This window comes from Pseudomonas sp. RA_15y_Pfl1_P11, from assembly GCF_963970975.1.
Taxonomy (GTDB): domain Bacteria; phylum Pseudomonadota; class Gammaproteobacteria; order Pseudomonadales; family Pseudomonadaceae; genus Aquipseudomonas; species Aquipseudomonas tritici.
This window is the reverse complement of sequence record NZ_CAXAOY010000018.1, coordinates 1-18,533: the sequence shown is the minus strand read 5'-3', so window position 1 is coordinate 18,533 and position 18,533 is coordinate 1. Positions and strand designations below refer to the sequence as shown.

Here is an 18,533-nt window from a genome sequence, read left to right as displayed (position 1 = left end):
GCTTGTCGCTTGAAACTTTCAGCTGTACATCCATACAGATAATGGTTGCCGGAACGCCGCTTACTAAGCATCCTGCACAGCATCAACCCGATCTGATGTGATGACCATGCGGCTGTACCTCTGTGAAAAACCCTCCCAGGCCAAGGATATCGCGGCCGTGCTCGGCGCCAACCGGCGCGGCGATGGGTGCTGGCTGGGCAATGGGGTCACCGTCACTTGGTGCATCGGCCACCTGCTGGAAACCGCCCCGCCGGATGCCTACGACGCCAAGTACAAGCGCTGGGTGCTGGCCGACCTGCCGATCGTCCCGGAAAAATGGAAGATGCGGGTCAAGCCCAAGACCGCCAGCCAATTCAAGGCGGTCAAGCGTTTGCTGGGAGAAGCGCAGGCGTTGGTAATTGCCACCGACGCCGACCGTGAAGGCGAGATGATTGCGCGCGAACTGGTGGAGCATTGTCGCTATCGCGGGCCGATCCAGCGGCTGTGGCTGTCGGCGCTGGACGATGCCTCCATTCGCAAGGCCCTGGCGTCCCTCAAGCCAGGCACCGAGACTTTCAGCCTGTATCATTCGGCCCTGGGCCGCTCCCGCGCCGACTGGCTGATCGGCATGAACATGAGCCGCCTGTTTACATTGCTTGGGCGCCAGTCGGGTTATCAAGGCGTGCTGCCAGTAGGCCGCGTGCAAACACCGACCTTGCGCCTGGTCGTGGACCGCGACCGCAGCATTACCGACTTCGTACCGGTGGCTTACTGGGCCATCGATGTCGACCTGCACCATGAGCGCATGACCTTCACCGCCCAATGGCGTGCGGCCGAGGACACCTGTGATGACCAGGGCCGCTGCCTCAACCCGCAAGTGGCGCGGGACGCCGCTGATGCCATGCGCAATGCCGCCAGCGCACGGCTGGTGAAGTTGCGTACCGAGCGCATGCGCGAAGTGGCGCCCCTGCCCTTCGACCTGGGCACCCTGCAGGAAATCTGCTCCAAGAAACTCGGGCTCGGCGCGCAGGAAACCCTGGATATCGCTCAGTCGCTGTATGAAACGCACAAAGTCATCACCTATCCGCGCAGCGATTGCGGCTACCTGCCGGTAAGTCAGCACAGTGAAGCACCGAAGATCCTAGCCGCACTCGGGCGCGCCGATGCAGCGGTGAACGAGTTGATGCCGCATATCGATGCCCAGCGGCGCTCGCGGGCATGGAACGACGCCAAGGTGAGCGCCCACCACGGCATCATTCCTACCGGCGCCGGCAATGACGTGGGTCAACTCTCCGGCAAGCATCGTGCGGTCTACACCTTGATTCGCGCGCGTTACCTGGCGCAGTTTCTGCCCAACCATGAATACGATCGTACCCAGGCGGATTTTGACTGTGCCGGCCAAGCGTTGCGCGCAGTGGGCAAAGTGGTGATCGAGCCTGGCTGGAAACGCGCCTTGCCCGAAGCCCTGGCGCCAGCCAAGGGACGTGAGGCGCCCGTCCCCCAAGCGCTGCCGACATTGGTGCAGGGCCAGGATTACGCGGTGGCCAAGGTCAACCTCAAGGACTTGTGGACCCAACCGCCCAAGCCCTTTACCGAAGGCGACCTGATCAAGGCAATGAAAAACGTCGCCAAGCTGGTGGAAGACCCGCTGCTCAAGCAAAAGCTCAAGGACACTACCGGTATTGGCACCGAAGCCACCCGCGCCGGGATTATCCAGGGCCTGCTGGACCGTGGTTACCTGGTGAAGAATGGCAAGGCGCTGTCGGCTACCCCGGCGGCATTCAGCCTGATCGACGCGGTGCCCCGCGCCATCGCCGACCCAGGCACTACCGCGATCTGGGAGCAGGCCCTGGATATGGTGCAAAGCGGCGAAATGAGCCTGGAGGAGTTCGTCGCCAAACAGGCAGCCTGGATGAGCAAGCAAGTCGCGCGCTGCAATGGCATGCGCATGACCATCACTGGCCCGGCCAGCCCGGCAGGCAAAGGCGCCGCGCCGTGGAAAAAGAAACGCAAAAGCGCGCCACGCAAAACCGCAGCCAGCCCCAAGCGGGCAAGAAAGCCGACAAATGCCGGGTAAACACCGAAAAAATCCGGCGAATGACGTTTTTCGACGGGTTTAACGCCGCTTTGGACCTTGCCCTCGCGCGGGCCGTCTAGGATTCTTAAGGAGACTTGGACTTCCTAACAACAACACCGGAGTGGCCGCCATGAAAACCGTTGCACAAGTGCTCAAAGCCAAGGACCAGAAAAACCAGGACGTCCATACCATCAAACATGACCATACCGTGTTTGAAGCACTGGTGCGGATGTCGGAGAAAAACGTCGGGGCCTTACCGGTCGTCCAGGATGGCGTGGTGGTAGGCATCATCAGTGAACGTGATTACGCACGCAAAATCATGCTTAAGGGACTATCGTCGGTCACCACAAAAGTCCATGAGGTGATGAGCTCTCCGGTGATAACCGTCGACACCCACAAGAGCGTCGATGAGTGCATGAACATCATGACCGACAGTCACCTGCGCCACTTGCCTGTAGTGGAAGAAGGCAAACTGCTGGGCCTGCTGTCCATCGGTGACTTGGTGAAAGAAGCCATTGCCGAACAGGCTGACCTGATCAAACAGCTGGAGCAATACATCCGCGGCGAATAGGGGAACCCATGCTCGACACGCTGGAACATCAAGAGGATCACCTCGACACCCTGCACCGAGCCATGGCCGAACGGCGTTTTGTGGTGCTGACCGGTGCGGGGATCAGCACGTCGTCGGGCATTCCCGACTACCGCGACAGCGAAGGCGTGCGTCGAGGTAAAGCGCCAATGATGTATCAAGAGTTCCTCGCCACCCCGCAGGCGCGGCGCCGTTATTGGGCGCGGGCGATGCTCGGGTGGCCGAGGGTACGCATTGCGCAACCGAACAAGGCCCACCTGGCGCTGGCGACACTGCAGCATCGGGAGCGCGTCAGCGGTCTGATCACCCAAAACGTCGATACCCTGCATGATCAAGCCGGAAGCGATGAAGTGATCGAACTGCACGGCAGCCTGCACCGGGTACTGTGCCTGGATTGCCTGCAGCACAGCAGGCGTGATGTGATCCAGCACGTGATGGAAATCGAAAATCCCTACCTGGCCGGCGTCGATGCCGTGCAAGCGCCCGATGGCGACACCTTGCTGGACCCGGCCTTCGAAGAGCGCTTCCAGGTCCCCCGCTGCCCCCATTGCAACGGCGAACGCTTGAAGCCGGACGTGGTGTTTTTTGGCGAAAACGTGGCCCCGCCGACAGCGGCCAAGGCAATGGCTGCGGTGGAACATGCGGAAGGTTTGCTGGTAGTGGGTTCGTCGCTCATGGCCTATTCGGCGTTTCGTCTGTGCAAAGCGATGGTCGAGCAAGGCAAACCGGTGATCGCCATCAACCTGGGCAAGACTCGGGGGGATGAGCTGCTGCAGGCGAAGATCGAAGCGTCCTGCGAGCTGCTGTTGCCGTTATTGGCTGAACGATTGCAATAGCAAAAACACTGCAATTCAAAAATGTGGGGCGGGCGTGCTGGCTCCCCCATGGGTGATGCGGTGAATTAGCGACGGAAAGCCTACGACCCACCCTTCCAAAAAATGACGCCCAAGTCACGTTTCTCCGCATTACCCCGCCCCCACAACAAATTATGTAGTGACCAAAAATAATCACTACATAATCGTTGACGTAACGTTTTTGTCCTTGCATTATCGAGACGTCTCCCGGATCGGGAGCGTTGGCAACAAGTGTTTTGAAAGAGCTCGTCTGACCGCCGAGCTGTTTTTTCCGGATGTGCACTGCCCACAAGGCGGATTGATGAAGCTGACCGGCCGAGAGGATCGGTACAAGGAGCGCAAGTGCTGCTTGTCTTCGTTGAGAAAGCATTGCGTAGCAGTTCATCAGCAAGACTACATGCATCAGGTTCAAGACCCTGCCCGTATTCGGCAGACAGTCGCTGACGCCCGGTTTTCAAAACCGGAGACAACTAAGCAGTTTTAACGAATCAATTGATAGATCGCCAACTGGTCAAGGGGCTTACACATGAATCTGAACAACCAACCCACTATCGATGAATTGGCTGAGATGTTCGCAGCGCAAAAAGACACGCTCGACGACCATATCCTGTGGATTGGCAAATCGGGCGAAGTCCAAATTGACTGCCTGGCGCCCCATACCGAAGAAGCCGAGTTCGACCGCAATAACCGTGAACTGGCGGCACGCCTGAAGATGTACCGCCGTGGCCAGGGTTATGTTGGCAAGAAGGCTGCTGCCGATCGCAACTTTATCGAACAGGTCTTCCACACACTTAATACCGAATGGCAGAACCTCAACGGCCAATCGCAGATTAAAGTGATTGATAGATACTGCTGATAACACAGCCTTAAACATTTAAGCCCGCTCGTTAATTCGAGCGGGCTTTTTAATACGTGTTTTATAACAACGCGGGTAATCGTCCCTTCCCCGCCTCATCGCAAAAAATATCAAACAGCACCTGCGCTGCCGCCGAAAGTTCATGCCCTGGCTTGGTCAGCACCCCAATCGGCCGTTCAATCACCGGATTGCTCAAGGTGATGCAATGGGCACCCGCCTCGACCATCTGCCGCGCGCACAATGCAGGTACGGCACTGACACCCAAACCATTCGCCACCATCTTGCCCACTGTCGCCAGTTGATGGCTCTCCAGTGCTACGGGCAACTTCATCTGCAAGGCGCCCAGGTGTTCTTCCAGCATCACCCGCACCGTCGAAGGCCGTTGCAGCGTAATGAACGGCTGCTCCAGCAGGGTTTTCCAATCGATTTCTGTGCATTGCGCCAAGACTGAGTCACCCGGCACAACCGCAATAAACCGGTCCAGGTACAGCGGGGTAAACGCCAACGATGATCCTTCGGAGGGCTCGAATGCCACGCCCAGCTCCACCTGGCGATCGCGGACCATCTCCAGCACCTGCTCATTGATCAAGTCATGCACGGTCACATTTACCTGAGGGTAACGCGCGCGGAATATTTTCAGGATCGGCGGCAGCAAATTGCCGGCAAACGACGGCATCGCCGCCACCGTGACGCGCCCGCGCTGCAAGGTGAAGCGCTGGCGCAGTTCGTCTTCGGCGTTGTCCCAGTCGGCAATCAGTCGGCGCGCCAGGGGCAACAGGGATTCGCCTTCAGGGGTCAACGCAACGTTACGCGTATTGCGACTGAACAGGCGCCCGCCCAACCCTTCTTCCAGCCCCTTGATGGTCAGGCTCAGCGCCGATTGGGAAAGATGCAGGCGCTCGCAGGCGGCGGCAAAACTCAGGCTCTGGGCCACGGCGAGAAACGCCCTCATCTGTTTAACGGTCATGGGTAAGCTCCAAGTGACAAGTTGAAAGCTGCAAGTTAAAGCGGCCGCTGACTAGGCTTGAAGCTTGCGGCTTGAAGCTAATTATTCTGTTTTCTAAATCAATCAACCTAAAAAAACAACTTAACAAATCAATCCGTCAGAGCAACACTCGGTTCATTGGCTGGCCCACAAACAATAATAGAGGTGCATATGGCAGGTTTCGATAAACGCGTGGCGTCCTACGAGGAAGCATTGGCAGGCCTTGAAGACGGCATGACCGTCCTCTCCGGCGGTTTTGGCCTGTGCGGCATTCCGGAAAACCTCATCGCCGAGATCAAGCGCAAAGGCACCCGCAACCTGACCGTGGTTTCGAACAACTGCGGCGTCGACGGTTTTGGCCTGGGCGTGCTGCTGGAAGAAAAGCAGATCAGCAAAGTGATCGCGTCCTACGTCGGTGAAAACGCCTTGTTCGAGAAGCAATTGCTCAGCGGCGAAATAGAAGTGGTGCTGACCCCCCAAGGCACCCTGGCCGAGAAAATGCGCGCAGGCGGCGCCGGCATCCCAGCCTTCTTTACCGCCACCGGCGTCGGCACCCCGGTTGCCGAGGGCAAGGAAACCCGCGAATTCAACGGTCGCCCGTACCTGATGGAAGAATCCATCACCGGTGACTTCGCCATCGTCAAAGGCTGGAAAGCCGACCATTTCGGCAACGTCATCTACCGCCACACCGCCCAGAACTTCAACCCGCTGGCAGCCACCGCCGGCAAGATCACCGTGGTCGAAGTCGAGGAAATCGTCGAACCGGGCGAGCTGGACCCGGCGCAGATCCACACCCCTGGCATCTACGTCGACCGGATCATCTGCGGCACGTTCGAGAAGCGCATCGAACAGCGCACCGTGCGCAAATAATCCGCCTCCAGCCCGAACAATAAGGACTCATAAAATGGCTCTTACCCGCGAACAAATGGCTCAACGCGTCGCCCGCGAAATGCAGGACGGTTTCTACGTCAACCTCGGCATCGGCATTCCGACCCTGGTGGCCAACTACATTCCCGAAGGCATGGAAGTCATGCTGCAATCGGAGAACGGCCTGCTCGGCATGGGCCCGTTTCCAACCGAAGACACCATTGACGCCGACATGATCAACGCCGGCAAGCAAACCGTCACCGCACGCATCGGTGCGTCGATCTTCTCCTCCGCCGAGTCCTTCGCGATGATTCGCGGCGGCCACGTCGACCTTACCGTGCTCGGCGCATTTGAAGTGGACGTACAGGGCAACATCGCCTCGTGGATGATCCCCGGCAAGCTGGTCAAAGGCATGGGCGGTGCCATGGACCTGGTGGCCGGTGCAGAAAACATCATCGTGATCATGACCCACGCGTCCAAGGATGGTGAATCCAAGCTGCTCAGCCAGTGCAGCCTGCCGCTGACCGGTGCGAACTGCATCAAGCGTGTGCTGACTGACCTGGCGTACCTGGAAATAGAAAATGGCGCTTTTGTCCTCAAGGAACGCGCACCTGGCGTCAGCGTGGAAGAGATTGTGAGCAAGACCGCCGGTAAACTGATCGTCCCGGACCACGTTCCAGAAATGCACTTCCAGTGAGGACAGAGCTCATGCAAGACGTCGTGATTGTTGCTGCCACCCGCACCGCCGTTGGCAGCTTCCAGGGTTCGCTGGCGAATATCCCGGCCCCCGAACTGGGCGCCGCCGTGATCCGTCGCTTGTTGGAACAGACCGGCCTGGACCCGGCCGAAGTGGATGAAGTGATCCTCGGCCAGGTGCTCACCGCGGGCAGCGGCCAGAACCCGGCGCGCCAGGCCTCGATCCTCGCCGGCCTACCCCATGCGGTGCCAAGCCTGACCTTGAACAAGGTCTGCGGCTCTGGCCTCAAGGCCCTGCACCTGGGCGCCCAAGCCATCCGTTGCGGTGACGCCGAGGTCATCATTGCCGGCGGCATGGAGAACATGAGTTTGGCCCCGTACGTACTGCCCGCCGCGCGCACTGGTTTGCGCATGGGCCATGCCAAGATGCTCGACAGCATGATCACCGACGGCCTGTGGGACGCGTTCAACGACTACCACATGGGCATTACCGCCGAGAATCTGGTCGATAAGTACGGCATCAGCCGTGAAGCCCAGGATGCGTTCGCCGCCGCCTCACAGCAAAAAGCGACTGCTGCGATCGAAGCCGGCCGCTTTGTGGATGAGATCACCCCGATCCTGATTCCCCAGCGCAAAGGCGACCCGGTAGCCTTCGCCGTGGACGAACAGCCGCGCGCCGGCACCACCGCCGAGTCCCTGGCCAAGCTCAAACCTGCTTTCAAGAAAGACGGCAGCGTCACCGCCGGCAACGCGTCCAGCCTGAACGATGGCGCTGCTGCGGTGCTGCTGATGAGTGCCGCCAAAGCCAAGGCCCTCGGCCTTCCGGTCTTGGCGCGCATCGCCAGCTACGCCAACGCCGGCGTCGACCCGGCCATCATGGGTATCGGCCCAGTCTCGGCCACCCGCCGCTGCCTGGACAAAGCCGGTTGGGGCCTGGGCGACCTGGACCTGATCGAAGCCAACGAAGCCTTCGCCGCGCAATCCCTGGCGGTAGGCAAAGAACTGGAATGGGACGCCAACAAGGTCAACGTCAACGGCGGCGCCATCGCCATCGGCCATCCGATTGGCGCCTCAGGCTGCCGCGTGCTGGTGACCCTGCTGCATGAAATGATCAAACGCGACGCCAAGAAAGGCCTGGCGACGCTGTGCATCGGCGGCGGCCAAGGCGTGGCCCTCGCTCTCGAACGCAACTGATTCAAAGAGCAACAGGGAGGAGGCTCGGTTCCACGAAAACCGGGCCTTTTCTTTTCGCGGTACGCCTGAAAAAACACAGTTCAAATGTGTGCGGGCTTGCTCGCTAGCTACTGCGCGGCACCGCAAACACCGCACTCGCCCGCGCCACCACCTTCTCCCCCACCTGCAGGCTCACCGTGGCAAACGCCATCTGCCGCCCGCGTTTGTGATGTTCCATGCGCACCACGATCCACTCCCCAACCTGCACCGCCCCCAGGTAATCCAAGGTCATGCTCGCGGTAATCAGCGGCAGTGGCGGCTCAATGGAAAACGCCATCGCGTAGCCCATGCCGACATCTGCCAAGGTCGCCAACACGCCGCCATGCACCGTGCCGCGTCCATTGGCGTGGCGATTGTCGGCACGCAGGGCGATTTCCAGGTGCACGCCGTCACCCCGGCAATACGCCGGGCCAAGCAGATCAAGCAATGGGCTGCTGCGGGGCAGCGAAACGAAACCTTCGGGCACTGAGTGGGCGATCATGGCGAACGCTTCCTTGAACTGAAGATTGAGGTGTACGCCACGCCACAAGCAGCGGCCATTACCATCCATCACGCAAATCCCCCGCGATGCTTTGCGTTAATCCACCAGACCCGCTTTAATCGCCGTAAAATCCCCCCGTACCCCGCAAGGAACAGCAATGCGCCATCTGGACGGCAAGCCCCATCCGCTTCGCACCGGCTTAATAATCTTGGTCGCCGGCCTGGCCCTGGTTGGCTGCTCGCCCAAGGACCACTCCCGCGCCAGGGTGATCAACGGCGAGCAGAGCCGTGCCGGTGCGCAATTGGCCTACGAGCACGAGCTGAGCCTGGCCCTGCCCGGCGCCCTGCTCGCGCCGCGCATGCAGGCGACACGCGAGGCCTGCGAAACAGCACGCTTTGGCGCGTGCAATATCCTGGGCATCACCGAAGACGGCAACGGTGGCCAGATCATTCTGCGTATCGCGCCGACGGGTGTGGAGTCGATGGTCGCGATGGCCGCTGAAGGTGGCAAACTCGGCCAACGCATCACCACCGCCGAGGACCTGGCCGATGCGGTCGCCGACTTACGCCGCCGGCAGGACCGCCTGCTGGCCCAGCAACAACGCCTGGATGAATTGGCCAAACGCAAGGACATCACGGTCAGTGACCTGATCGCCCTGAGCAAGGAACAGGCGGGTATAGAGAACGAATTGCAGGCGCTCGCCCAAGTCGCTGCCGGCCAGCAACGCCGTCTCGACACCAACCACGTGACCCTGAACTTCCGTTCCCTTGACGGCGCGAACCAGCCGTCACGGTTCAGTCGGATGTTCAGCAACCTGGGGGACAATATGGTCGAGGGCACTGCCGACGCCCTGGAACGCTCAAGCTATGTGCTGCCGTTCGTGATCCTGGCGTTCCCGGTGGTGTGGTTGTGGGTGTGGCTGTGGCGCCGCTTTGTCAAACGCCGCATCTGATCAGCGCTTCATGCAACGCTGATACCGCTCATCCACCCGCTTGGCAAACCACGCCGTCGTCAGGTTGCGGGTGATCTTCGGACTCTTGAGCACGATGCCCGGCAGGATCGCCCGTGGCATCGGCTTGCCGGCGGCTTTGTCCGCGAGTGCGAACACGCGTTTGTACAGAGCGGTCTCTTCAAAATCCAGTTGCTTACCCTGATCCAGCTGGCTGCGGATGCTCGGATTGCGCATATCCAGCTTCGCGCCCAGGGAACGCACTGCCAACTCGGTGGTGCCGGGTAGCAATGAGCCGTACCGTATCAAATCCCCATCCAGCGCCAACTCGGTGCCCGAGGCACGGCTGACGGCGGCCTGGAACGCGGCATTGCGACTGGCATACCAACCGGCATTGAAGTCGGCGAAGCGGTACACAGGCTGGTCATAGTTCACCGGGTAACCCAGCAAATGCGCGATACCGAAGTACATGCCGCCACGGCGGGTGAAGACTTCACGGCGAATAGTGCCGTCCACCGTGTAGGGATAACCCCGTGCCTGTTTCTGCGCAAAGTCGATGCTGACCTGCATCGGGCCTGCGGTATGCACCGGGTTGAAACCACCGAATAACGTGTTGCCCAGGGGCACCATGCTGATGAAGTCATCAAAGATGCCACTCAGGTCCCTCTCCGTGCGTGCGGCGCTCAGGCGATCGGCGTATGTGCTGCCCGTGGGCGAGCGCAATTGAAGTGCGCTGCGTACGAAAAAGGCTGGCACATGGACCTTACCGGCACGCCGCAGGATTTCATCCTGGGCGATCTTGCCCATGTTCGGCACGGGCGGATCGACTTGGTAAGTGGATTCCTGTTCGGTCACCGCCAGCACGGCGCAGATATTTTCCGTACTGGGGTAGATTTTCTGGGTGTCGAAGGCGGTGTAGATGTCCTGGGCCCAACCGTTGCGGTCCGAGACGTTAGCCGGCAGCAAGCGCACGATCTGCGCCTTCACCTCAGCCTCGCTGCGCTCCGGCTGTTGCGGGTTGCGGGTTGTAGAGCAACCGGCCAGCACCAGCAACGTGGCAAGGCACAGGATCAGGCGGCTTGAATACATGGGGTTTCCTTGGATGACGGCGGGCCGGGCGTTGCAGATATCGACCGGTAAGTCTAACCAGGGTTCGCCGCGCTGGCGTGCTCGCCAGGCAATCACAAACGTGACAGGATCTGTCATCGACCATTCTTACACGGAGTTTGAATGCCATGCTCAGCCTGAACTTCCTCATCACCTGCCTGATCGTCGTGCTGATTCCCGGCACCGGCGTGATTTTTACCGTGTCCACAGGCCTCACCGCCGGCAAGCGCGCCAGTGTGTTCGCCGCGCAGTGATCGAGTCGCCACGGGTGCAGAATTGGCTGCGCCGCAGTTTCGCGGCGGCCTTTGCGGGGTTGGGCTTGAACCTGGCGTTTGCGCAGCGCTGATAAACACTGCAAGCCCACACACATTTAGACTTGCGGTGTTTTCTAGATCCCGGCCAGTGCCAGGTCCATCGCGAAGTAGGTGAAGATCAAATCCGCACCCGCGCGCTTGATCGACCCCAAGGTCTCACGCACCACACGATCCTCATCAATCGCGCCAGCCTGGGCGCCGAACTTAATCATCGCGTACTCGCCACTGACCTGATAAGCCGCCACCGGCAAACGCGAGGCTTCGCGGATATCGCGGATGATATCGAGGTAGGCGCCGGCCGGCTTGACCATCAACGCATCGGCACCTTCCTGTTCGTCCAGCAGCGATTCGCGCACGGCTTCGCGGCGGTTCATTGGGTTCATCTGGTAGCTTTTGCGGTCCCCCTTGAGCGCGCTGCCGCCGGCTTCGCGGAACGGGCCGTAGAGGGCCGAGGCGAATTTGGTGGAGTAAGCCATGATCGGGAGGTGGGTGAAACCGGCGTCGTCCAAGGCGCGGCGGATTGCCTGGACCTGACCGTCCATCGCTGCCGAAGGGGCGATCACATCAGCGCCCGCACGGGCAGCGGCCACGGCTTGCTTGCCGAGGTTGACCAGCGTCGCGTCATTGTCGACATGCGCACCGTGCATCACGCCGCAGTGGCCATGGTCGGTGTATTCACAGAAGCAAGTGTCGGACATCACGATCATTTCCGGCACCGCGTCCTTGATGATCGAGGACATGCGCGAAACCAGGCCGCGTTCTTTCCAGGTGTCGCTGCCGTTGGCGTCCAAGTGGTGGGACACGCCAAAGGTCATCACCGACTTGATGCCGGCACGCGCATAGCGCTCGATTTCACCGGCCAGTTTTTTCTCGGGGATGCGTAACACGCCCGGCATGCTGGTGATGGGCACGAAGTCGTCGATTTCTTCTTCGACGAAAATCGGCAGTACCAAGTCGTTGAGGGTGAACTCGCTTTCCTGAAACAAGCCACGCAGCTCCGGGGAGCGGCGCAGGCGGCGTGGACGGGCTTGGGGGAACTGGCTGGTCATGGCAATCCTGGATAAAGGTCAAAACTTTGGGGCGAAGCTTATGCCCCCAGGCACCGGCAACACAAACCCGGAGGGCCCAATAGTGTATTGCGAGGGCCGTAACAATTTATTGATCTAGAGCTGTAAACGCCCTTCGATACACACCGCCACAGCGCCACCCACCCAGATTTCCTCACCCTGGCGTTCAATGCGAATACGCCCCGCACGCCCCAGCGCAGTGCCCTGGCTGACCATATAGCGCTCAGGCGCCAGGCCTTCGGCCAGCAGCCATTGCGCGACACCGGCATTCAAGCTGCCGGTGGCGGGGTCTTCCGGGGCGCCGTCGCCCGCGATAAAGGCGCGAACTTCAAATTGCGCATCCACGTCGTCCCTCGCGGGATCACAGGGGGCGATCACACCCACGGCCAAACCGAGCAGTTGTGAGTAATCCGGTTGCAGATCCAGCACCTGATTGCGATCAGCCAGCATCACTGCCAACCATCCCGCGCCGTTGTCGACCCACTGGCTACGCAGGATGGCCTCTGGCGCCAAGCCCAACGCCAGGCGAACGCGCTCTATGACAGGCGCTTCCACCGGCCCGGCGCGCAACAAAGGCGGTGCGATAAACGCCAGCTCATCATGCTGGCGACGGATACGCACCAAGCCGATTTCGCACTCTTGGATTATTTCCTCACCTTTGGGAATACCGCCCGCCTGCAGCCATGCGTGGCAACTGCCCAGTGTCGGGTGCCCGGCAAAAGGCAGTTCCTGCAAGGTCGTGAAAATCCGCACCCGGTAGTCCGCCTCGGGGTCGCGCGGGGTCAGCAGGAACGTGGTTTCGCTCAGGTTGGTCCAGTTGGCAAAGTCCGCCATCTGCTGGTCGGTCAGGCTATCGGCGCCGAACACCACCGCCAATGGGTTGCCTTTGAGCGAAACGCTGGTGAAGACATCCAGCTGTTTGAAATCGAAAGTCGGCATGCTCAGCTCGGAATACTAAGGCCACGGATCACCGCCGGCCGTGCGACGAAACCGTCCAGCGCGCGCAGTACATTGGGGAAGTCGGCGATGCCCACTAGGTCACCGGACTCGTAGAAACCGATCAGGTTGCGGATCCACGGGAAGGTGGCGATGTCGGCGATGCTGTAGTCGTCACCCATGATCCAGGTGCGGCCCAGCAGGCGTTTTTCCAACACGTCCAGCAGGCGCCTGGATTCGGCAGCGTAACGGTCGCGGGGGCGCTTGTCTTCGTAGGCTTTGCCGGCAAATTTATTGAAAAACCCCAACTGGCCAAACATCGGGCCGATGCCCCCCATCTGAAACATCAGCCACTGAATCGTTTCATAGCGGGTGGCGGGGTCTTCGGAGAGCAGTTGGCTGGTTTTTTCCGCCAGGTAGATCAGGATCGCGCCGGACTCGAACAGCGCCAGTGGCTGGCCGCTGGGACCATCGGGGTCGATGATCGCGGGGATCTTATTGTTGGGGTTCAGGGACAGGAACTCGGGAGACAACTGGTCCTGGGTCTCGAAGCTGATTTTATGCGCTTCGTAAGGCAGCCCCAGCTCTTCGAGCATGATCGAGACTTTTACCCCGTTGGGTGTCGGCAGCGAGTACAGCTGCAAGCGCTCGGGATGCTGGGCGGGCCATTTGCTGTTGATCGGGAAGGCAGCGAGTGAGTTCATCGGGGAGCTCCTGAACAGAAAGGCTCCATGATAGACATCTGTTCCGTGTCCTGCATGGGTCATCAATACGCAACAACCGCTGGCTAATTATCCCGTCTGGGCGAACCAATAGGCCCTCGCGCACTCTTAAGTGCGCTTAAACGGTGAACGGAGGCGAACCGCAATACTGACAGGGAACACCGCAGGACGCCGGATGCGTCACTGGGGCCGGGCTTGTCCGCCTTAATCCGATGCACTGAAGACTCGACAATAATGACCATCAAGCCGTTGTGCCTTGCGCTACGCCTAAAACGATATTCATACATCATGTTGCCGCTGTTGCTCGTAGGCGGCGCTATCGGCCTGACCCTGGAATCGCGCGTCAGTAGGGCCGAACAGGTGAACGGCGTACAAACCCTGGTGTTCCTGCGCCATGGTGAAAAACCGGCAGGCGGCCTGGGCCAACTCAATTGCCAAGGCCTCAACAGAGCAATGAACCTGGCCACCCTGCTGCCGGAAAAATTCGGCAATGCCGACTTCGTATTTGCGGCCAACCCCACACGTAATGTGGAGGAAGGTGAGCTGGACAATTCCTACAGCTACATTCGCCCCCTGATGACCATCAGCCCCAGCGCGATCAAGCTCGGCCTGCCGGTCAACATCAAATTTTCCGCGAACGACACCAGCGCCCTCGCCGATGAGCTGGTGGAAGACAAGTACCACAACGCCACGATTTACACCGCTTGGTCCCACGGCTATCTGCCGGAGTTGATCAACAAGGTGGCGAGTGAAGCGTCGGGCGAAAAGCACACCATCACCGACGATTGGTCGGGCAGCGACTACGACACCCTGTATGTGCTGACGCTGACCTGGCACAACGGCAAGGCCTCGCTGCTGAGCCGCAACTACAAGCAAGGCTTGAACAACGGTGAACAGACCTGCCCGAACCCCACGCAGGTGAGTGCCGATAGCTGACAGCGTATGATATGCCGCTATCGACTCACCTGCGGATCATCCCCATGCCTAACCTCACTTCCTCCCAGCCCAACCGGGGCTGGTCTATCTGGTGGAAACCTGCACTGTTCCTGCTGGTAGCCTGCGTTGGCCTCTACTATGTGAAGTGGTCCCCCTACTACCTCAAGGCCTTCGTTGCCGCCGATAACCACAGCATCGGCGCCTCGATTCTCAACGATCAACAACGCTCGCCATTGGCGGCGGCGCTGGCCTATGCCCAGGTGTATTTCCTGGCGATCTGGAAGGCCGCTGTGCTGGCGGTGATTCTTGGCTCATTGCTGCAAGTGCTGATCCCCCGCGACTGGTTGCTGCGCCTGTTTGGCCGCGCCGGACTCGGCTCCACCCTGCGCGGCGGGCTGTTTGCTTTGCCGGGGATGATGTGCAGTTGCTGTGCGGCGCCGGTCGCGGCGGGTATGCGGCGTCAGCAAGTATCGGTGGGGGCCGCGCTGGCATTCTGGATCGCCAACCCGGTGTTGAACCCGGCCACCCTGGTGTTCATGGGTTTTGTCCTGGGCTGGGGCTTTACCGCCCTGCGGCTGGTGGCGGGGATTGTGCTGGTGGTGGGTGTCTCTCTCGTGGCGCAGCGCATTGCGCGGTCTGAACAGGTGCCGGCAGCCGCACTGGATGCGATAGCCGAGGTCAATATTGTCGACTCGCAACCGTTCCTGAGCCGCTGGTTACGCACCCTGTGGCAGCTGTTTTGGAGCACAATTCCGATCTATATCCTGGCGGTGCTGGTCCTGGGCGCGGCGCGAGTCTGGCTATTCCCCCATGTGGACGGCGCCATGACCAACAGCCTGATGTGGCTGGTGCCACTGGCAATCGTCGGCACGCTGTTTGTGATTCCAACCGCCGCAGAGATTCCCATCGTACAAACCATGATGACCCTGGGCATGGGCACCGGCCCGGCCGTGGCGTTGCTGATGACCCTGCCCAGCGTGAGCCTACCGTCGCTGCTGATGCTGCGTAAGGACTTTGATGCAAGGGTGCTGATTACGGTGGCCGGGTTGACCATGCTGGCGGGGGTGGTGTGTGGGCTGATCGGGGCGCTCATCCTGTAGTTATTCAGTGGGGCTGATGGCCCTTTCGCGAGCAAGTCGAATCGTCGCCCCCCCACGCGCCCATCCAGACCGCGTTTACCCTGTAGGAACACGGTCAACATGTGGGAGTGACTTGCTCGCGAATAGGCCCTTGAATATCACCCATTCACCCTGTTACGCAGATACTCCACTACTGCCCTCTGCTCTCCCGCGAACTCGACCCGCGCGCCTTTGCTCTCCCGCTGAAACGCATACATCGGGTCGTAATACTCGCGCAACAAGGCTTCGATCCACACGCGATGCAAATCCACTGCACCGCTACGCGCCTGTTCCGCCAGCGCGTCCTGCAGGATCGCCTGCAGCCGCTGGAAGCGCTCCCCACCCAGGCGCTTGTGGATGTTGGCCAGGCTCTGGGTCAGACGCCCGGCAAACACCGCGTGGCCCTGCTCGCCAAACAGCGCGATGAACTCGGCACACAGGTCCACCACGTAATCGCGCAAGATGCGCTCGACCCGCCCTTCGACGCTGTCCTCAAGCCATACCATCGGATACGTCTGCATGCCTTTGTACAACGGCAACGGCAGCGCGCAACTGCCGATCATGCGGCTTTCGTCCTCGATCACGAACTGCTGGACCCCCCCTGCGCGTTTTTTCAGCAGGTCCACCGCCAAGCGGTTTTCAAAGTCGATGTTGGACGGCTGCGCCGTGGCGCGCTTGCCGAAGCTGGAACCACGATGGTTGGCATGGTTTTCCAGGTCCAGGGCATTGTGTAACTGGCCGAGCACCTCGGTCTTGCCAGTGCCGGTCATGCCGCCGAGCAATACGAAATCACACTGCGTTGCCGCTTGCTCGAGCGTCTCCAGCAAAAAGGTGCGCATGGCTTTGTAACCGCCGCCCACACGCGGGTACTCAATGCCCACCTCAGTCTTGAGCCATTGCTGCACGATCTGCGAGCGCAAACCACCGCGAAAACAATACAGGTAGCCATGGGGATTGGTCTTCGCGAACAGCGCCCACTGATCGATGCGTTCAGCCTTGATTGCCCCGGACACCAGCTCGTGGCCCAGCACGATTGCGGCCTGCTGGCCTTGCTGTTTGTAGCAGGTACCGACCCGCTGACGCTCGTTATCGCTCATCAGCGGCAGGTTGACTACACCCGGGAAGGCACCTTTGACGAACTCTACCGGCGCGCGGGTATCCATCATCGGTCGGTCATTGAGGAAGATATCGCGGTAGTCGGTGATGTCAGCGGCCATCAAAACACCTCTACCGCGTGGGTCTGTCGCTCAACCAGTTCGCCGATAGGCTCAAGGGCCAGGCCCAGTTCGGCGGCGGCGACATGAAACTCGGCGTCACCCTCGGGGGTGACCGCGATCAACAGGCCACCGCTGGTCTGTGGGTCACACAGCACACGCTTATGCAACTCCTGCAGGCGCCCGAGCCTGGCGGAGTAACTGTCGAAGTTGCGCAGGGTGCCACCCGGCATGCAACCTTGATCCAGGTAGTCCTCAATCCCCGGCAGACGTGGGACTTTGTTGTATTCGATGCGGGCCGTCAGGCGGCTGCCGTCGGCCATTTCCACCAGATGGCCCAGCAAGCCGAAACCGGTGACATCGGTCATCGCCGTGACACCCGTCAATTTGCCGAAACGGCTGCCAGGTGTGTTCAGCGTACACATCCAGTCACGCGCCAGGCCGATATCCGCCTCACGCAGTTTGCCCTTCTTCTCAGCGGTGGTCAGGATGCCGATGCCCAGGGGTTTGGTGAGATAAAGCCGGCAACCCACGGTTGCGGTGTCATTGCGTTTCATATGGCGCTTTTGCACGATGCCGGTGACGGCCAGCCCGAAGATCGGCTCCGGGGCATCGATGGAGTGGCCCCCCGCCAGTGGGATTCCGGCTTCGTCGCACACGGAACGGCCGCCACGGATCACTTCCCGGGCAATCTCCGGTGCCAGTACATTGACCGGCCAGCCGAGAATGGCGATGGCCATCAGCGGGTCACCGCCCATGGCGTAGATGTCGCTGATGGCGTTCGTCGCTGCAATCCGCCCGAAGTCGAAGGGATCATCGACAATCGGCATGAAAAAGTCAGTGGTGGAGACCACGCCGCGCTCATCGTCGATGGCGTACACCGCTGCATCATCGCGCGAAGCGTTGCCCACCCACAGCTTGGGGTCGAGGTTCTGCGCGCCGCTGCCGGCAAGGATCACCTCCAATACCTGGGGCGATATCTTGCAGCCACACCCCGCGCCATGGCTGTACTGGGTAAGACGAATCGGCTCGTTCATGTATGACCTCACGCTATCAAGTGCGCGAATTCTAACAGACAGCAAAAGGCCGGCTGAGCTCTTGTGAGCGCAGCCGGCCTTTTGGTTTCAGCCGTTACTGCCGGGCCGCCAGCAAACGCTTGTGGCGGTTGCGCCTGGCAATGTTCAGACATTCGATGGCCGCGGAGAACGCCATGGCCGCGTAAACGTAGCCTTTAGGCACATGGGCACCAAAGCCTTCGGCGATCAGGGTCATACCGATCATGATCAGGAAGCCCAGGGCCAACATCACCACGGTCGGGTTATCGTTGATGAACTTGGCCAACGGCTCGGCCGCCACCAGCATCACGATCACCGAGGTCACCACGGCAATGATCATGATCGGCAAGTGCTCGGTCATGCCCACGGCGGTGATGATGCTGTCGATGGAGAACACCAGGTCAAGCAACAGGATCTGCCCGATGGCCGCGGCGAAACCGATGGCTACCGTATTGCCGACGCTGGCCTTCTCTTCGGGCTCGGGGTCCATGCTGTGAT

General features: G+C 60.4%; 19 protein-coding genes and 2 pseudogenes. 12 read left to right on the top strand and 9 right to left on the bottom strand.

Annotated features, from left to right (window positions below):
- Nucleotides 1–106: 106 nt before the first annotated feature.
- The 4 genes from AACY44_RS21125 (at nucleotide 107) to AACY44_RS21110 (ending at nucleotide 4,355) form a co-directional block, all read left to right on the top strand.
- Nucleotides 107–2,056, top strand: coding sequence for a DNA topoisomerase III (locus AACY44_RS21125; protein WP_339420124.1), 1,950 nt, complete (start codon nucleotides 107–109; stop codon nucleotides 2,054–2,056).
- Nucleotides 2,057–2,186: 130 nt separating this feature from the next.
- Nucleotides 2,187–2,627 carry a CBS domain-containing protein gene (locus tag AACY44_RS21120; protein WP_339420123.1) on the top strand — a complete coding sequence of 147 codons (441 nt, stop codon included), beginning with the start codon at nucleotides 2,187–2,189 and terminating at the stop codon, nucleotides 2,625–2,627.
- An 8-nt stretch (nucleotides 2,628–2,635) separates the two neighbouring features.
- Nucleotides 2,636–3,481 carry an NAD-dependent protein deacetylase gene (locus AACY44_RS21115; protein ID WP_339420122.1) on the top strand — a complete coding sequence of 282 codons (846 nt, stop codon included), beginning with the start codon at nucleotides 2,636–2,638 and terminating at the stop codon, nucleotides 3,479–3,481.
- Nucleotides 3,482–4,025: 544 nt separating this feature from the next.
- Entirely contained in the window at nucleotides 4,026–4,355 is a 330-nt protein-coding gene (locus AACY44_RS21110) for a hypothetical protein (RefSeq protein WP_339420121.1), read from the top strand.
- Between the two features lie 61 nt (nucleotides 4,356–4,416).
- On the opposite strand, the gene AACY44_RS21105 is transcribed toward AACY44_RS21110, so the two are convergent.
- Nucleotides 4,417–5,322: a LysR family transcriptional regulator gene (locus AACY44_RS21105; RefSeq protein ID WP_339420119.1), complete on the bottom strand. Its 906-nt coding sequence runs from the start codon at nucleotides 5,320–5,322 to the stop codon at nucleotides 4,417–4,419.
- A gap of 189 nt (nucleotides 5,323–5,511) precedes the next feature.
- Here AACY44_RS21105 and AACY44_RS21100 point away from each other — a divergent pair, with 189 nt between their 5' ends.
- From AACY44_RS21100 to AACY44_RS21090, 3 genes are read left to right on the top strand one after another with little or no spacing between them, the layout of a single operon-like run.
- Nucleotides 5,512–6,210: a CoA transferase subunit A gene (locus AACY44_RS21100; protein ID WP_339420117.1), complete on the top strand. Its 699-nt coding sequence runs from the start codon at nucleotides 5,512–5,514 to the stop codon at nucleotides 6,208–6,210.
- 34 nt (nucleotides 6,211–6,244) lie between these two features.
- A complete protein-coding gene (locus AACY44_RS21095; RefSeq protein ID WP_065872325.1) occupies nucleotides 6,245–6,904 on the top strand; it encodes a CoA transferase subunit B in 660 nt (219 codons plus the stop codon).
- Between the two features lie 11 nt (nucleotides 6,905–6,915).
- Nucleotides 6,916–8,097 carry an acetyl-CoA C-acetyltransferase gene (locus tag AACY44_RS21090; RefSeq protein ID WP_339420116.1) on the top strand — a complete coding sequence of 394 codons (1,182 nt, stop codon included), beginning with the start codon at nucleotides 6,916–6,918 and terminating at the stop codon, nucleotides 8,095–8,097.
- 103 nt (nucleotides 8,098–8,200) lie between these two features.
- Here AACY44_RS21090 and AACY44_RS21085 read toward each other — a convergent pair whose 3' ends face one another.
- A complete protein-coding gene (locus tag AACY44_RS21085; RefSeq protein WP_339420141.1) occupies nucleotides 8,201–8,617 on the bottom strand; it encodes a PaaI family thioesterase in 417 nt (138 codons plus the stop codon).
- A 157-nt stretch (nucleotides 8,618–8,774) separates the two neighbouring features.
- Here AACY44_RS21085 and AACY44_RS21080 point away from each other — a divergent pair, with 157 nt between their 5' ends.
- Entirely contained in the window at nucleotides 8,775–9,569 is a 795-nt protein-coding gene (locus AACY44_RS21080) for a DUF4349 domain-containing protein (protein ID WP_339493499.1), read from the top strand.
- On the opposite strand, the gene AACY44_RS21075 is transcribed toward AACY44_RS21080, so the two are convergent.
- Entirely contained in the window at nucleotides 9,570–10,655 is a 1,086-nt protein-coding gene (locus AACY44_RS21075; RefSeq protein ID WP_339420113.1) for a DUF1615 domain-containing protein, read from the bottom strand.
- 146 nt (nucleotides 10,656–10,801) lie between these two features.
- Between AACY44_RS21075 and AACY44_RS27790 the strand changes: the two are divergent.
- Both AACY44_RS27790 and AACY44_RS27785 read left to right on the top strand, forming a co-directional pair.
- A pseudogene (locus AACY44_RS27790) lies at nucleotides 10,802–10,921 on the top strand (LysE family translocator); the annotation flags it as partial.
- Nucleotides 10,915–11,019: pseudogene (locus AACY44_RS27785) on the top strand (LysE family translocator); the annotation flags it as partial. The pseudogenes AACY44_RS27790 and AACY44_RS27785, both read left to right, overlap by 7 nt.
- A gap of 42 nt (nucleotides 11,020–11,061) precedes the next feature.
- On the opposite strand, the gene hemB reads toward AACY44_RS27785, so the two are convergent.
- The 3 genes from hemB to AACY44_RS21055 form a co-directional block, all read right to left on the bottom strand.
- Complete coding sequence (gene hemB / locus AACY44_RS21065) at nucleotides 11,062–12,036, bottom strand: porphobilinogen synthase (protein WP_339420111.1); 975 nt, start codon at nucleotides 12,034–12,036, stop codon at nucleotides 11,062–11,064.
- A 114-nt stretch (nucleotides 12,037–12,150) separates the two neighbouring features.
- A complete protein-coding gene (locus AACY44_RS21060) occupies nucleotides 12,151–12,993 on the bottom strand; it encodes a PhzF family phenazine biosynthesis protein (RefSeq protein WP_339438946.1) in 843 nt (280 codons plus the stop codon).
- A 2-nt stretch (nucleotides 12,994–12,995) separates the two neighbouring features.
- Nucleotides 12,996–13,694, bottom strand: coding sequence for a glutathione S-transferase N-terminal domain-containing protein (locus AACY44_RS21055; RefSeq protein ID WP_339428086.1), 699 nt, complete (start codon nucleotides 13,692–13,694; stop codon nucleotides 12,996–12,998).
- Between the two features lie 252 nt (nucleotides 13,695–13,946).
- Here AACY44_RS21055 and AACY44_RS21050 point away from each other — a divergent pair, with 252 nt between their 5' ends.
- Together AACY44_RS21050 and AACY44_RS21045 are read left to right on the top strand one after the other, a co-directional pair.
- A complete protein-coding gene (locus tag AACY44_RS21050; protein ID WP_339420108.1) occupies nucleotides 13,947–14,648 on the top strand; it encodes a histidine phosphatase family protein in 702 nt (233 codons plus the stop codon).
- A 44-nt stretch (nucleotides 14,649–14,692) separates the two neighbouring features.
- Nucleotides 14,693–15,748, top strand: coding sequence for a permease (locus AACY44_RS21045; RefSeq protein ID WP_339420107.1), 1,056 nt, complete (start codon nucleotides 14,693–14,695; stop codon nucleotides 15,746–15,748).
- A 137-nt stretch (nucleotides 15,749–15,885) separates the two neighbouring features.
- On the opposite strand, the gene mnmH is transcribed toward AACY44_RS21045, so the two are convergent.
- The 3 genes from mnmH to AACY44_RS21030 form a co-directional block, all read right to left on the bottom strand.
- Nucleotides 15,886–16,983: a tRNA 2-selenouridine(34) synthase MnmH gene (mnmH, locus tag AACY44_RS21040; RefSeq protein ID WP_339420105.1), complete on the bottom strand. Its 1,098-nt coding sequence runs from the start codon at nucleotides 16,981–16,983 to the stop codon at nucleotides 15,886–15,888.
- Nucleotides 16,983–18,017 carry a selenide, water dikinase SelD gene (gene selD / locus AACY44_RS21035; protein ID WP_339420104.1) on the bottom strand — a complete coding sequence of 345 codons (1,035 nt, stop codon included), beginning with the start codon at nucleotides 18,015–18,017 and terminating at the stop codon, nucleotides 16,983–16,985. Before selD ends, mnmH begins: the two co-directional genes overlap by 1 nt.
- A 94-nt stretch (nucleotides 18,018–18,111) precedes the next feature.
- Nucleotides 18,112–18,533 (bottom strand): TerC family protein (locus AACY44_RS21030; RefSeq protein ID WP_339530977.1); only part of this gene is annotated, 422 nt, incomplete at its 5' end.